This is a genomic window from Streptomyces sp. NBC_00442 (assembly GCF_036014195.1).
GTDB lineage: Bacteria > Actinomycetota > Actinomycetes > Streptomycetales > Streptomycetaceae > Streptomyces.
The window spans coordinates 211,293-225,585 of record NZ_CP107918.1; the positions used below are offsets into that span (position 1 = coordinate 211,293).

The following is a 14,293-nucleotide window of genomic DNA, read 5'->3' on the forward strand; positions in this document are numbered from 1 at the left end:
TGCTGCGCGCTCGGGCATGCCTGTGGACGCTCCACGTCCTTGCGGCGCCGCCGGGACCCTGCTTGCCTTGGGTGGCCTCGGGGACGGGGAACGACGTCATGACCAGGGAGGCGGGGAACATGGTGGGCCTGATACTGCTGGGCGTGCTGGCACTTGTTGTCGGCGGGTGCGTGTGCGTGGTGTGGGCGGGTCGAGGGGGACCGGCCTGGGTCCGTGGCGTGGCGGCGGTGACGCTCGCCCTCGGCGACGTGGTCCGTGGCTCCGAACGCAGGCGCAAGCGTCGCCGGAGCTTGAACGGGAACCCCAGCGGCGAGGGCTGACGACTCCTGCGCAGCGGGGACAGCCGCGGGAGCGAGCCGCGGGAGCGAACGGCCCTGGGCCGGGATGCCTGGCGCGGTGCGGGATGATCGCCGGCTCGCGGCGCCGCCTCGGGCCCGGCGGGCCGGCGCTCCCGCGGGCCGCGCTCGACGCACGCACGTGGCCTGCGGCCCGCGTGGCTGTCCGCCCGGCCTACCCGGCTGTCCCTCAGCCCGGCTGCCCGGCCGGCCTACGGATTGGTGCCCGGGGGGACGTAGCCCTCGCCGATGCCGTTGTCCGTCTCCGGGACGCAACCGGGGACCTTGCGCACCACCGACATCTGCAACGTGCCGATCTGCCCTTGGGCCGCCGTCGTCGCCACGAACAACAGGTGGTCACCGGCCGGGACGGCGCTTGGCCTGATCAGGGAGTAGCGCCCGTCGATCCCGTTCTCGCCACTCCCTGGAGGGAACACCTTCATGGAGTCGACGTCGCCGTCGTAGACGACCTTGGTGCGGCACGAGGCCGAGAACGTCGTCACCGTCGCGGGAATGCCCGCCTGGGCGAGGGCGGCCTGCAGCCCGGGGACGCCCTTGGGGCTCATCACCCGCACCGCGAGCGTGCCGTCGGGCACGGACTTCACCGCGTAGTCGGCCGTGACGATGTCCAGGCCGCCGCCTGTGGACTGGCCCGACGGCGCGGCCGCTGTGCCGGTGGCGGTCTGCTTGCCGTGCGTACCGCCGACAAGCGGCACGCCGACGGCCACGGCGACGGCGGCCGCGACGGCGCCCAGCGTGAAGCCGAGGCGACGGCGCGGAATGCGCGTCCGGGCGCGCAGGCCCGTCCGGGGAGCCAGGGCGGCCGCGCGAACGTCGAGTTCGTTCGCGAGTTGCTGCTTGAAGTGCACGGGGACGTTCACCGGGTGGCCTCCAGAACGGCTATGCGATGGTCGACGCGGGTCCGCTCGGCGGCTCGCAGGGACTTACGGGCGCGGTGCAGGCGTACCCGGGCGGCAGTCGAGCTGATGCCCAGGGCCTGCGCGGCCTCTCGTGTGGTCAGCCCGTCCAGGGCGACCAGGTCGAGGAGTTCGCGCAGCGGGTCGGGCAGCGCGGCATGGGCGGCCGCCATCTGCCGGACGGAGCGGGCGGCGTCGATGCGCCCCTCGATGACCCCGATGTCCTGGTCGTCCAGCAGCCTTCGGCCGGAGATCCGGGCAACCGCGTGCTGTTCGCGGACGCTTCCCCGGAAGTGCGCGGAGATGACGTTGCGGGATATGCCGTACAGCCAGGCGACGGGTGCGCCGCGCCTGGCGTCATAGGTGTGCGCGTTCTCCAGCGCGGCCAGGAAGATGTCCGCCGTGAGGTCGGCCGCCAGGTGCGGGCTGTCGACGCGCCGGGTGACGAAGCCGAGCACGGTGTCGAATTGCTGCTCGTAGAAAGCGGCGAACCCGGCGGGGTCGCGCACGGGTGGTGCTGTCGAATGCTCCGCTGGCACGGATTGCTCCTTGGGGCAGGCGGCGTGTGGTGCCTTACACCTCTTCTTGGCCGCGGCGCCCCGAAGCGTTACACGCTGCGTACGGATTCCCGACTCGCTCAAGAAGTTTCGTACGGTTCGGTCATATTTCTTGAAACACGGCCTCATATGGGCGAATTGACGGGTTGTCCGACTACAGGATGGCACTGTGATCAGCCTGTCGACGACAGGTGTCCCGCGCTGGCCTCGTGGGCGCGCGGCACATATGTGCAGAGGCCACCCCCCGAAGGTGTGGCCGTTGATGTCCTGAGGAGCACCTTGATGACCGTCACCGAAGTCCCGACGAAGGCCTTCCCGACATGTCGAGCCGCCGCGCCCTTCTGGCTGCTCCTTGGCGGTGGGCTGGACCAGGATCGGATCACCGCCGAACTCGTGGGCGGTTTCGAGCGCGTTCTCGGCGACCGCAGTGCGGTGGTGCGGACCAGCGACCTCGTGCTGGGCATCTGCGAGGGGCGGCTGACGCTTCATGACCTGCACGGCACACAGCTCGCCGCTCCGGAGCTCGCCTACGCGCGCCTGTCCACGCCCAGACTCTCCACGGACCGGGAGATCACCCTGCTGCGGCACCTGGAGGCGATGGGCACGGTGCTGCTCAACCCCATCGACGCCGTGCTCGCCTGCGTGAACAAGTTCTGGCATCTGCAACAACTCGCGGTCGCGGGGCTCCCCGTACCCGACACCCGCAGCTATGTCGACGCGCCGATGACGGACGTGCTGCGGGCGGGGGTGCCCGAGCCGTGCGTGGTGAAGTCGGTACGGGGCCATCGCGGGCGACGGGTGTTCCTGGCCCCGGACACGGCGATGCTGCACGACGTCCAGGGCAGCCTCAGCGACGAGGCGCCCTACCTGTTCCAGAAGTACGTGCGTTACTCGCACGGACGGGACCTGCGGGTCATCGTCGTCGACGGGCGGGCCGTCGCGGCGCAGGTGCGGGTGGCCGCGGGCGACGGGCTCAAGTCGAACCTGGCCCAGGGCGGAACCGCCACGCCGTGCACCGGCCTTCATCCGGCCGGGGAGGCGTTGGCCGTGGCGGCGGCGGAGGCGCTGGGCCTGGGCGTCGCCGGCGTGGACCTGCTCTTCGAACCGGACGGCAGCTTCACGATCTGCGAGGTGAACGCCAACGTCGGATGGCGAGAGCACCTCCATCAGGTCGTGCCGGCCATCGCCGAGGCGTGCGACGCGCGATTGCGGTGCCCGACCGCGCGGTGACCGGGTGACGTGACCCGCTCGGTCGGGCCTTTCCTGCGAGGCCTTCGCCCGCGCGTACGGAGCGAGGCACGGGCAGGCCGCATCGCAGCGCACCGCGTCGCCCCGGCGGAACCGCACAACGCCGTTACCGGGCCTGCCTGTTGAGTTCCGGGCAGGTCTGTTGAGGCGACCCCTTGAGGTCCGTCGTCGCCGACGCGTTTTCCTGACATGCGGCGCACGTAGTCGAGACTCGCTGTCGACGTCCCGTGCGTGCGCCGACGAATCCGAAGCCCAGGAGGATACGGTCGTTCGCCCCAACACGCCCTGCGACAAAGGCACCGCCGGCCCCACGCACGCGCCCGCTGCGGGCGGTGACGGGAGCCGGCGGATGCTCAGGTCCCTGCGGCACCGGGAATTCAGGCTGCTCACCCTCGGCCAGCTCGGCTCCCACACCGGTACGTGGATACAGAAAGTGGCCCAGGCCTGGCTGGTTCTCGACCTGTCCCACGGTGACGGCACGGCGCTCGGCATCATCACGGCGCTCCAGTTTCTGCCGCTGCTGCTCTTCGGCCCCTGGGGCGGGGTCCTCGCGGACCGGTGTTCACTGCGGAAGATCCTGCTCATCACGCAGTCGGTGCTGTGCCTGGTCTCCCTGGCCCCGGGGATCCTGGCCGTCACCCATGCGGTGAGTCTCCCGGCCGTCTACGCCTTGGCGCTGGCGATGGGGCTGACCCTGGTGGCCGAGAAGCCGGCGCTGCAGTCCTTCATCGCGCAGACCGTCCCCACCGTCGACCTCCCCAACGCGGTGGCGCTCGACACCGCGGTGTTCAACCTCGCCCGGATCGCGGGACCCGCCCTGACGGGCCCCGTGATCGGCGTCTTCGGTGTCGCCCCCGCGTTCTTCCTCAACTCCTTCTCCTACCTCGTCGTGCTCGGCGCCCTGCTCCGCATGAAGCCGAGACACCGGCACGGTGATCCGGGGCCCGTCCGGGCCCCGCGGTCCACCGGCCAGGTACGGGAGTTGCTGCGTTACGTGCGGGCGCGCGCGGACCTCGGCGCCCCGCTCGTACTGGTCGGCGTGGTGGCGGGGTTCGGCATGAACTTCCAGATCACCACCGCCCTGATGGCGAGCGACGTCTTCCACACCTCGCCGGCCGCTTTCGGGCTCGGCTCGACCGCGTTCGCGGTCGGGGCGGTCACGGGCTCCGCGGCCGCGGCCCGCAGAGGCACCTGTGGGCCCGGATATCTCGTGGGCACCGCGTTCGGGTTCGGTGTCCTGGAAGTCATCACGAGCACGATGCCGAGCCATGCGGCCTTCCTCGTGATGCTGGTGCCCACCGGCGCCGTACTGATCCTGTTCATGACCGCCGCGAAGTCGGCGCTGCAACTCGGCACGGACGACGCCATGCGCGGCCGGGTCATGAGCCTGTACACCCTCGCCTCGCTGGGCACCACCCCGCTGACCGCCCCGCTCATCGGCTGGATCTCCAGCACGACGCACCCCCGGGCCGGACTCGCGGTCGGCGGCCTGGCCTCGGCGCTGGCCGCCGGATGCGTGGGACTTGGCCGACAGCGGGCACAGCACCAGTGGCCCGCCCTCTTCCTGCACCCGGCCGGTGGCGTGGCACGTGCCTTCCACCGGCTCGCGGGACGGTAGACCACGCGCGAGGACGGGAGGCGACACCGGTCATCGCCGAGGGCGACGCGCGTGCCGGGCGATGCGCTCGCCCGGCACGCGCTACCCACTCAGGAACAGCTGCAGTTACAGCAGTTCGGCGGCGGAGCGCAGCAGAAAGACGCGCTCACCTCCGTCATGCCGTGGCCTGCCGTGAGCGACTGGCTGTGCTCGTCGCCGGCCAGCGAGTCCAGGTCGAGGTCCAGCGCGAGGTCGGCGACCGCCGCAGCGAGCGAGGGTGAGCCGTTGCCGTTCTCGTTCATCAAAGCCCTCCTTTCGAACCTAATGGAGCATCAACGGGCGTATGTGGACGTCCAGTTGGGACACTAGCGTGACGGTTGGGGAACTGGGAAGGGGGTGGACTAGACCATTCGCCTCGGCTAGTGTCGGCCGCCCGGAGGCCGCGAGCGCAGCCTCGACCGGCGCGTTCACGCCTGCCAGAGCGCGTCCACGCCGCGCGATCCCCAGGAGGTGCGATGAAGCCGAGACTGCTTCCCGACACCCATCTCCTGCCCTCCGACCGGGGCGTGGTGATCAGTGGACCCGGACGCACGGCCGCCCTCGCACAACCGGGCATCTACCCGTGGCTGGAGCGGCTCCGTCCCTTCCTGGACGGCCGCAGCACCCTGGACTCGCTCACCGCCGACCTCCCGCCCCAGGCCGCGCGGCATGTCCGCACCCTGGTGGAACTGCTGGCTCGGGAAGGCTTCGTGCGGGATGCGGCCGCGGACCTGCCCCATGGACTGAGCCCACAGGTGCGGGCACGCCACACCGCGCTGATCGACTTCATCGCGGCGCGCGCGGACTCGCCCGAGTACCGCTTCGAGCTCTATCGCCATTGCGCACCCCTCGTGGTGGGTTCCGGACACATGGCCGGCGCCGTGGTTGTCGCCCTGCTCGCCTCGGGTGTGGCACACGTACGCCTCCGGCCCGGCGAGTCCCGAGGACATCCCGCGAACGCGACGGACATGACGCGGCTGCGCGCATGCGTCGCCCTGCTCCAGGAGGACGTCGGGTCCTTCCGCTACGAGGAGTTGAGCGGCGACCTCCCCCAACTCCCGGCGGATGTGGGCGTGGTGCTCCTCGCCTCCGACGCACCCGACCCGGAGTCGGCGCATCTGGCCCACACGCTCACCCTGGGTGGCGGGCTCCGGTACGGCCAGGCGGTCGGCCGGGGCGACTGCATCGCGATCAGCGCGGTCACCTCCCCCATGCATGCCACGGGCCCCACCGCCTTCGGCGGGCCGCCGGGCGCCGAGGCCCATCCGGGGGCGGCGAGCGCCGCGAGCACCCCGAATACGGCCAATTCCCGCGCGGGTGAGCGGAGTCCGTACCTCGGCGGCCCGACGGCGGCCCTCGCAGCCAACCAGCTCTGCATGCACCTGCTGCGCCAGATGGCGGGGCTGGACGTGCCTGGGCTGGACGCACCGGGACTGGACAAGTCGGGACTGGACATATCGGGTCTGGATCATGACCTGGACGACGGTTCGGACGCCGGCCCGGACGGCCACCCGGCTGTCGGCCCGGACGGCCACCCTGGCGACGATCCGAACGAAGTCCCCAAGCGCGACCGCGCCGACAGCCCGGCCGGCACCCCGATCACCACGGCAGAAGGTGTGGCCACACAGTGGTCGGCGGCGGCCGGGGGCGCGCTGCTGGACCTGGTCACCGGACGCTTCCTCGGCGCGGAGTCGACATGACAGGCGAGCTGACAGGCGCACGGACCGGCGAGCTCACCTGCGCGCCGGCCGGGCCGCTGGACGTCGAGCCGAGCGGCGTGACCGAGCGGGCCCCCCGGGCCCCCGGGCGCACCGAGCCGTTCCCCCCGAAGCTCTGGGCCGATGCGGTCTACTCCCGCCGAGCCATTCCGGCCACGCTCGCCGCAGGCCACCCCGCGCCGGGACGGGCCGACGCGGACCTCGACCCGCCTCTCCAGGGGCTGCGCCTTCCGCTGGAGCCGCCGCCGCTCCACCTGGCGCCCTCCCCCGGCTCCCGGGCCGGCCTGACCGAACCGGCCGTCCTCGCCGCCCTGTTGCACTACTCCTACGGCCTGCTCCAGCACGACGTCACTCCTGGCGGCCGGCCCCTGCACCGCGCGGTCGCCTCCGCCCGGTGCCGGTACCCGAGCGAACTCACCCTGGTCACCCCCACCACGGCGTTCCGCTTCGATCCGCTGCACCATCAACTCGTCCAGATCAACGGGTCAGTGACGACGAGTCAGCATGCGCAGCCCGGCGCGTCCCAGTACGCCGTCATCACCAGCCGATTCGCCCGCACGGCACGGCTCTACGGCGACTACGCTCCGCGCCTCTGCGCCCAGGAGGCCGGCATGCTGCTTGGCGCGGTGCACCTGACGGCCGCCGCGCTCGGTCTGGCCACCCGGCCCGGTCAGGACCGGGACACGCTGGACGGTCTCTGCGCCGACCGGCTGCCGGCGGCCGAGCATCCCATGGGCTACCTGGAGATCCTGCCCACCACGCAGCCCCCGGCGGCCGGGCCTTCGTGGCTTTCGGCCGGCCTCGCACCGGCCCTGCGCGCCCGTCACTCCGGAGCCGCGATATTCGACCCCGACCCTGCCCCGGCGCCCCGGGCACTGCTCGCCGATCTGGGGGCCACCCTGGCGGCCGCGCCGTTCACCGACTTCTCCTGCCATCTCCTGGTGCGGCGGGTCGCCGACTCCGCCTCCGGCCACTACGTCCACAGCTACGGCCGCCTGTGGCAGGTCCGCGACGGCGACCCGCTCGCACTGATGGAACGGATCGGGCAGACCGAGGGCCGGGTATCGGTCAACTTCCGCTCGACGGCGTGCACCGCCTACATCGCCGTACGGCGCGGCACCGCCGTCGCCCGGTACGGCACGGACGCCTTCCGACGACTCCACCTGATCGCGGGATCGGCGGCGCACCTGCTCTGCGTGGCCGCCGCGCGCCATGGCCTCTCCGCGCGGGTCCACAACGGCTATGACGCCGCCGCCGCGGAGCGCCTGCTCGGCCTGACCATGGACGAGGAGACCGTGCTCTTCCAGGTGGCCATCGGCGCGGCCCGGCCGGGAGCCGCCTTCCGTGTCCCGGTGGTGTTCTGATGGACCGGATCATCACGTCCACGTCTCCGCATGCGGGCACGGGCACGAACGCGAGCACAAGCACCGGCATCGGCCCCGGCATCGGCACCGCGCCGGAACCTCTCCGGCCCCGGGTCGGCGTCCGGACCGCCGGGCTTCCCACCACCGCGCTCGACGCGTCCCGCATCCCGCACAGCACCGAACTCGCGCTGAATATCGTGGCGTTGGACCGACGACTGGCCGACGATGCGGACCGACTCAGCGATGCGCTGCACGCGCTCATCGGTACCGAGCGCGCCCGCCCGTACAAGGCCAGGCTCGTGGGCCTGCGCCGCGCCGTGCACCGCGGCGCCCGCATCGGCCCGCTCGTGGAGGCGGCCGCCCCGCGGGAGGTGCTGGGTGCCGCACTCGCCGAGCACCTGCGCTCTCATGCCGCTCTGCACGACTCGCGCGCCGACCTCTTCGCCGCACTGGAACGCGTCCTGCCGGCCGAGACCCGCTCGGCGTCGCGGGCGCTGGGCGCGCTCGTCCGGGATCCGGCGTTCGCCACCGGTCTCGACCACTCCAGCCCGGACCTGTACGAGGATCTGCTGCGCTGGGGCGGGCGTGAGGGGGCGCGACGGCGTCCGCTGGACGGAGCGGCCGTCCGGCTGGCCAAGTACGCGGGCCGCGCGATGGCCAAACCGAGCCCTTCGACGACCTTCGCCGCCAGTGGCTTCGGCGTCTGGGCATCCACCGGCGTCGGCGTGCTCCTGCACGGTCACGCTACGGCCCAGGTGGCGGAGGCGGCTCTGCTGCCGCTGTCGCGGATCGCCGCCGCTCTCGCCCTCGTACCCGAGCTGGGTGACGCCGTTCACCTGCGCGTCAATCCGTCGGCCACACCGGCGCCCTCCCCCGAGGGTGAGCAATGGGTGTTCACCGCGCCCGGCCCCTCGGGCGCGGTGCGCACTCTGGCCGCCACGCCCGCGTTGACCGCGATCCTGTGCGCCGTCCGTGAGGCAGGCAATCCCCGACGACTGCGCGACCTGCTCGGTGCGGCCGGCCCGGGTGATGTCGCGAACGCCGTCATCGCCCGGCTCGTGCGGCTCGGCATCCTGGAGGTCCGCCTCGGCCTGCCCGACCAGAAGCTCGACGCCGCCACGCTCTGCGAGTGGCTCGGCAGGCATCTGCCCGAGCAGCGGCATGACGACCGCCTCTCCCTCCTGCACGCCGATCTGCGCGCCGTCCGCGACCAGGTCGACGCGGCCCGGAGCGCCGCCCCCGGTTCCCACCGACGTATCGCCTCCGCTGTGCGGCGTCACCTCGCCGACGCCGCACAACGCCTCCAACTGACCGGTTTCGAGGGGCATTTGGGGGCGGGTCCGTCGCACTTCCATCACACGGTCGCCGTCGGCCCGGCCGCCACGCTCGACCGGGTCGCCTGGCAGCCGGCCCTGGCCGACCTCGCTCTCGTACCCGCCCTGCTCGCCCCGTTCGACACCCTCGCGCCACCGCGCGCATCGCTCCCGCGGCACGCCGTCGCCGCCTACGGTCCGGGTTTCCAACGGTCGTTCACCCGCTTCCTCCAGGACTTCGGCGCCCGGTGGGCGGCCGCGGCGTCGCAGGCGCCCACCGCGGGCGACGCGCGGCGACAGGACGAGCTGCGCCGCCTGATCCGCGACACGCCGACGGCGCCCGACGGCACCCTGCGCCTCGACCCGCGAGCCGTACGCGACCTCAGCGGCGCCTGGCCCGACCCGGCCGCCTCCCGTGACAGCCACGCCTGTTACGTCCAGACCGTGCCCCACGCGACCGGCGGTCTCGGCCTTGTACTGAACACGGTGACCTGCGGCCACGGCACCGGCCTGTCCCGGATCTCGCGTCTCCTCGCCGAACCCGCCCCACCCGGTGACCGAATGGCCGACGATGATCCGGGCGGTCCCCTCTACGCCGAGTTCGACGCCGTCTTCGGAAGCGCCCTCAACCAGCGTGCCCCCGCGACCCGTTACGCGATCGACCTGGACGGCAGCACCTCGCACCGGCCTCCCGAGCTGCTGATCCGCCCCGCCGACCTGGACGTCGTGCACGACCGGAAGACGTGGCGCCTGCATCTGGTGCACCGGCCGACGGGACGCGTCGTTCGGCCGCTGCACCTGGGGCTGCTGGCCACGCCGCTCCTCCCCCTGCAGGCGCGGGTGCTGGTGGAGGCCTTCGGGCAGACGTCGTACGCCTTCTGGTCGGACTGGCCGCAGCTGTGGCGCCTCCTGCCGCCCGATCGGACCGCGAGGGTCGGTCGGGACGCGGACGCGGACAAGGATGCGGCGCCCGGTGCGGGTGCGGGCTCGGGCTCGGGCTCGGGCTCGGGCTCGGGCTCGGGCTCGGGCTGGACGGCCATGCCGCGTCTCGCCGTCGGCACCGTGGTGGTGCGGCGGGCGACGTGGTTCGTCGACCCGGGCCGCGCTCCCGCCCGCGCCCCCGGGGAGCGGGACGCCGCCTATCTCGTCCGTCTGCACACCTGGCGCGCGGGGCTCGGCCTGCCGCAGCGCTGTTTCCTGCGCGTCCTCACCCCGCGTCCCGCCGACGGCTTCACGGGCCCCGCCCTGCACGACAAGGACCGCAAGCCCCTGTATCTCGACTTCGCCCACGCCCATCTGCTGCGGGTCTTCGAACGGGCCGCGGCCACGGGCCGCCCACTGCTGCTCACCGAGGCGCTGCCCGACCTTCACGACGCGCCGGCACGCCAGGACGGCCGGCGTCACGTCTCCGAGTTCGTGGTCGAGGTCACCGCCGCCCCGCTCCCGGCGGCACACCCTCGGGAGCGCGCATGACGGCCCGCCCGAGCCGGAACCTACCGACACCGGTCACACCGGAGGCGCAGGACCGCTGGGTCGGCGCCCACGTGTTCACGGGCCATCCACTCGACCTGGTGGTGAGCACACTGGTCCCCCAGGTCGTCGCGGAGCTGCGGCGGCAAGGCCTGGCCGACCGCTTCTTCTTCATCCGGCACTGGCAGGGGGGCCCGCACGTGCGACTGCGGGTGCGTCTCACCACGCCGCCGGCCGAACCCGCGGTACGCCTCATCCTCCACGACCACGCGGCGGCGCTGTTCCGCCACCTCTCGCCGTCACGACCGATGACGGAAGGTCACTACCGGTTGCTGGCGCAGGAGTTGGCAGCCTTCGAGCCGGAGACCGAGCCCGGTGTCCTCGCCCCCAACGACAGCCTCGCCTTCGAGACCTACCGCCCCGAGCACGGCAAGTACGGCCATGGCGTCGCCCTGCGTGCGGTCGAGGACGCGTTCGCCCTCTGCAGCGAGCTGGCCGTCGCGGCCGTAGGGGCCCCATGGAGCCCGGCGCAGCGGACGGCGCACTGTTTCGCCCTGCTCGCCGGCGCCCTGGACCACGGGGACGAGCCGGGGCGGCCGACGGCGGACGTGCTGACCCAGTACGGCGCCAGGCGCGCCGCGCTGCTCTCCGTCGCCCGCGCGGCACGCGCAACGGTGCCGAAGGACGCCGCTCCGGCCGGCGCCGACCCGGTGCGCAGATGGCTCGCGGCCTGCCGCGGCGCGCAGCGGCACGCGGCCCAGCCTGCTGTGCTCGCCGGCCATCTGACCCACCTGGCCTGCAACCGCCTCGGCATACGACTGGGCCAGGAAGCCACTCTGCGCGCCCTGGCCCTGCTGGCGGTGGCGGAGTTGACGAGCGGGAGCACCCCGCGTCGGCGCGTCGCCGAACCACCGTGACCGCCCCCTGATCGGGACAAGGACGGGCCGGACAGCCGGCCGGCCGGACAGCCAGCAGAGAACCGCCAAGGAGCGACTCGCGTGACAGCCATCCCGCCCAGAGAAGTGCCGCAGTGGCGCGCGGCCCACATCGCGTACTTCGGGGACGACACCGACCAGCTGATCCTGCACGCCGTGCGGCCCGTGATCGAGCGCTGTGCCGGCCACGTCGCATCGGCGTACGTCCTGCGGCACTGGCGCCGGGGCCCCCATCTGCGCCTGGTCGTCCGGGCCACGCCGACCGTCTTCGACGAGCTGGTGGCACCGGCCGTCTCCGAGCTGATCGGGGGACATCTCGGAAGACGGCCGTCCACCGCGGCGCCCCTGGACGAGAACGCTCTGCTGCCGCTGCACCGCCGGCTCGCCGCGGCCGAACGCGAGCCAGGACCGCTGACCCCCTTCTACGCGGACAACTCGATCACCTGGGAGGAGCACGACCGCCGGGTCGATGTGCTGGGCTGTCCCGTCGGCGCCGACGAGCTGGCGCTCTTCTACGAGGAGACCAACGGCCTGCTCTTCGAGCACTTGGAGTCGGTCGCCGCGGGAATGCCACGCGAGACGCTGGCCCTGCGCCTGATGCTCGCCACCGCGCACACCCTGTGCCGGCACCCGCAGGACCCGTCGATCCGCCGCGGTTTCGTCTCCTTCCGCTCCCACGCGGAGGGCTACTTGAGCACGGTCGGCCCCGAGGTGCGGCACGCCTTCGAGCGGCGGTACGCGGCCAACCGCGCGGCGCTCACCGCTCAGGTGCGGGGTGTGGTCGCGGCCTTCGACTCCACGGCGCCGGGGGCCGCGACCGCGCCCGGCGAAGCGGCGGCCCTGCACCGCTGGGTGTCCACGATCGATCCGCTGGGCGGCCGCTGGACCGCGCTGTACGAGGCCGGCGAGATACCCGAGGCGGAGATACCGACCGACGAGGAGAACGGCACCGGCCACCTGGTCACGGCCAGCCAGCTGCACCGGGTGATCAGCCGCAGCGCGACGTACAAGCGGATGATGTACCGCGATCCCCGCTTCCTGCGCTACCGCTTGATGCTCAACTACACCTACCTCCATCTCTCCCGCCTCGGGCTGCCCGGTCTGACCCGCTATCTGCTCTGCCACCTCGCGGCCGACGCGGTGGAGGAGGTCTACGGCGTCAGCGCCCTCGACCTGGTCCTGGCCACCGCCGCGGACGGTTCCGGCGAGCCGGACACGACGGCATCGGCGCACGGTTCCGGCGAGCCTGGGACGACGACCGCGGCCCAAGGCCCCGATGCGCCGGCCACCGTCCGCGCGGCGGCGAGGACCGACGGATGAGGGCCACCTCGTCGACTCCCCCGTCCGACGTCCGCCCCTCGTCCGACGCCCACCCTGTGTCCGACGCCCGCCCCTCGTCCGACGCCCACCCTGTGTCCGACGCGCGCCCTGTGTCCGACGCGCGCCCTGTGTCCGACGCGCGCCCTCCGTTCGGCGAGACCGGAGGGGCGTCCGCCCGTCGCTTTCACGCACGTCACGGCAGCGTGCTGCCCGTCATCGACCCGGCGGCGGGCAACACCGCGCCCAAGCACCATCCGGGCGTGCCCGTCCTGCCCCTGCCGTTCCCCGCGGCCGTGCCATCGCTCCCGGGCATCCGCGTTCCGGACACCTTTCCGGAACGTCTGGGCGCGCTCCTCGCTCTGCTCAACGGCGTCACCCGCATCGACTGGACCGGCTCCGGGGCGCGTGCCGGCCGGTCGGTGCCGTCCGGCGGCGGCGCCTATCCGGGCGAGGTGTACGTGGCCACCGGCTCGGGCCTGTTCCACTATCTCCCCTCGGCTCACGCACTCGAACTCCTCGGCGGCGTCGACCTGCGCGGCGACCTCACCCGCGCACTGGACCGGCCACCGGTGCAACAACCCGAGTTCATGGTGCTGATCACGAGTCGCCTCGATGCGAACCTGGGCCGCTACGGCCCCTTCGGCCACCGTCTTCAGGCCCTCGACACCGGCGTGCTGACCGGGCAGGCGCTCACCTTGCTGGAATCGGCCGGCGCCGCGCCGATGGCGCACGCGCGTTTCGTGGACGAGGAACTGGGCCGTCTGCTCGGCCTCGATTCCCGGGCGGAGCACGTCCATGCGGTCGTCACCGCCCGGTCGCCCGGCGCGATCGCGCCCGGGGCGTCGCTGCTTCGACGCCGTACCGCGCGGTGCGGTTTCGAGCCGGCGCCCGTCCCGTTGGGTTCTCTGCTCACGGTCCTGGAGGAGGCTTCACGGCCGCTGCCCCTCGATCATGCCGCTCCGGTCGGCTGCGACGTGTACGTGGTCGCCCAGCGCGTCAGCGGCCTCGCTCCCGGCTGTCACCGGCGCGAGGCGCGTACGGGTCGCCTCGTACCGGTCGACGGGGACGTCACGCCCCGGGGTCTCTTCCCGCCCGGCGGTCCGGGAGAACTGGCGGGCTTCGAGGCCGCCTGCGCCGTGCTCGTCACCGGCGACTACGAGGCGGGCTATCCCCTGTACGGCGACCGTTGGTACCGGATGCTGAACCTGCGGGCGGGTGTCGTCGGCCAGCGGATCGGCCTCGCCGCGGCGCGCGCAGGGCTCGGAGCGGGGCTGCGCTGCGACGTCGAGACCGCGGCCGCCGATGCCGCACTGAGCGCGTGTCCCGACCGCACCACGTTGTTCGCGGCGTTGCTCGGCCAGGAACGCGGCAGCGGCGCACCGGCCTGTCATCTGTCCGGCCGGAGCCGCGAGGCCGGCCGCAAGGGGGCGCCGTGATCGTGCCGGACATCCCGGCCGCACCGAACCCTCTCCGGCCGAGG

Annotated in this window: 11 protein-coding genes; 8 read left to right on the top strand and 3 right to left on the bottom strand. The window is 73.0% G+C overall.

Going from position 1 to position 14,293, the window contains the following annotated elements:
* Positions 1-547: 547 nt before the first annotated feature.
* Together OG432_RS01005 and OG432_RS01010 are read right to left on the bottom strand one after the other, a co-directional pair.
* Positions 548-1,216, bottom strand: a complete 669-nt coding sequence (locus OG432_RS01005) for a hypothetical protein (RefSeq protein WP_328306704.1) — start codon at positions 1,214-1,216, stop codon at positions 548-550.
* Positions 1,213-1,791: an RNA polymerase sigma factor gene (locus OG432_RS01010; RefSeq protein ID WP_328306706.1), complete on the bottom strand. Its 579-nt coding sequence runs from the start codon at positions 1,789-1,791 to the stop codon at positions 1,213-1,215. Before OG432_RS01010 ends, OG432_RS01005 begins: the two co-directional genes overlap by 4 nt.
* A 300-nt stretch (positions 1,792-2,091) precedes the next feature.
* Here OG432_RS01010 and OG432_RS01015 point away from each other — a divergent pair, with 300 nt between their 5' ends.
* Together OG432_RS01015 and OG432_RS01020 are read left to right on the top strand one after the other, a co-directional pair.
* Positions 2,092-3,039, top strand: a complete 948-nt coding sequence (locus OG432_RS01015; RefSeq protein ID WP_328306708.1) for a RimK family alpha-L-glutamate ligase — start codon at positions 2,092-2,094, stop codon at positions 3,037-3,039.
* Between the two features lie 367 nt (positions 3,040-3,406).
* Positions 3,407-4,675: an MFS transporter gene (locus tag OG432_RS01020; RefSeq protein ID WP_328306710.1), complete on the top strand. Its 1,269-nt coding sequence runs from the start codon at positions 3,407-3,409 to the stop codon at positions 4,673-4,675.
* Positions 4,676-4,764: 89 nt separating this feature from the next.
* On the opposite strand, the gene OG432_RS01025 is transcribed toward OG432_RS01020, so the two are convergent.
* A complete protein-coding gene (locus tag OG432_RS01025; RefSeq protein WP_328306712.1) occupies positions 4,765-4,956 on the bottom strand; it encodes a thiomuracin/GE37468 family thiazolyl RiPP peptide in 192 nt (63 codons plus the stop codon).
* 213 nt (positions 4,957-5,169) lie between these two features.
* Here OG432_RS01025 and OG432_RS01030 point away from each other — a divergent pair, with 213 nt between their 5' ends.
* From OG432_RS01030 to OG432_RS01055, 6 genes are all read left to right on the top strand, one after another.
* A complete protein-coding gene (locus OG432_RS01030; RefSeq protein WP_328306714.1) occupies positions 5,170-6,393 on the top strand; it encodes a hypothetical protein in 1,224 nt (407 codons plus the stop codon).
* Complete coding sequence (locus OG432_RS01035; RefSeq protein ID WP_328306716.1) at positions 6,390-7,775, top strand: hypothetical protein; 1,386 nt, start codon at positions 6,390-6,392, stop codon at positions 7,773-7,775. Before OG432_RS01030 ends, OG432_RS01035 begins: the two co-directional genes overlap by 4 nt.
* Entirely contained in the window at positions 7,775-10,561 is a 2,787-nt protein-coding gene (locus OG432_RS01040; RefSeq protein ID WP_328306718.1) for a lantibiotic dehydratase, read from the top strand. The genes OG432_RS01035 and OG432_RS01040 overlap by 1 nt, the downstream gene beginning before the upstream one ends.
* Entirely contained in the window at positions 10,558-11,475 is a 918-nt protein-coding gene (locus tag OG432_RS01045) for a lantibiotic dehydratase C-terminal domain-containing protein (protein ID WP_328306720.1), read from the top strand. The genes OG432_RS01040 and OG432_RS01045 overlap by 4 nt, the downstream gene beginning before the upstream one ends.
* An 81-nt stretch (positions 11,476-11,556) precedes the next feature.
* A complete protein-coding gene (locus OG432_RS01050) occupies positions 11,557-12,813 on the top strand; it encodes a thiopeptide maturation pyridine synthase (protein ID WP_328306722.1) in 1,257 nt (418 codons plus the stop codon).
* A 203-nt stretch (positions 12,814-13,016) separates the two neighbouring features.
* The gene (locus OG432_RS01055; protein ID WP_328306724.1) at positions 13,017-14,249 is read left to right on the top strand and encodes a nitroreductase family protein; all 1,233 of its coding nucleotides are present in this window, start codon (positions 13,017-13,019) and stop codon (positions 14,247-14,249) included.
* The last annotated feature ends 44 nt before the right edge of the window (positions 14,250-14,293 follow it).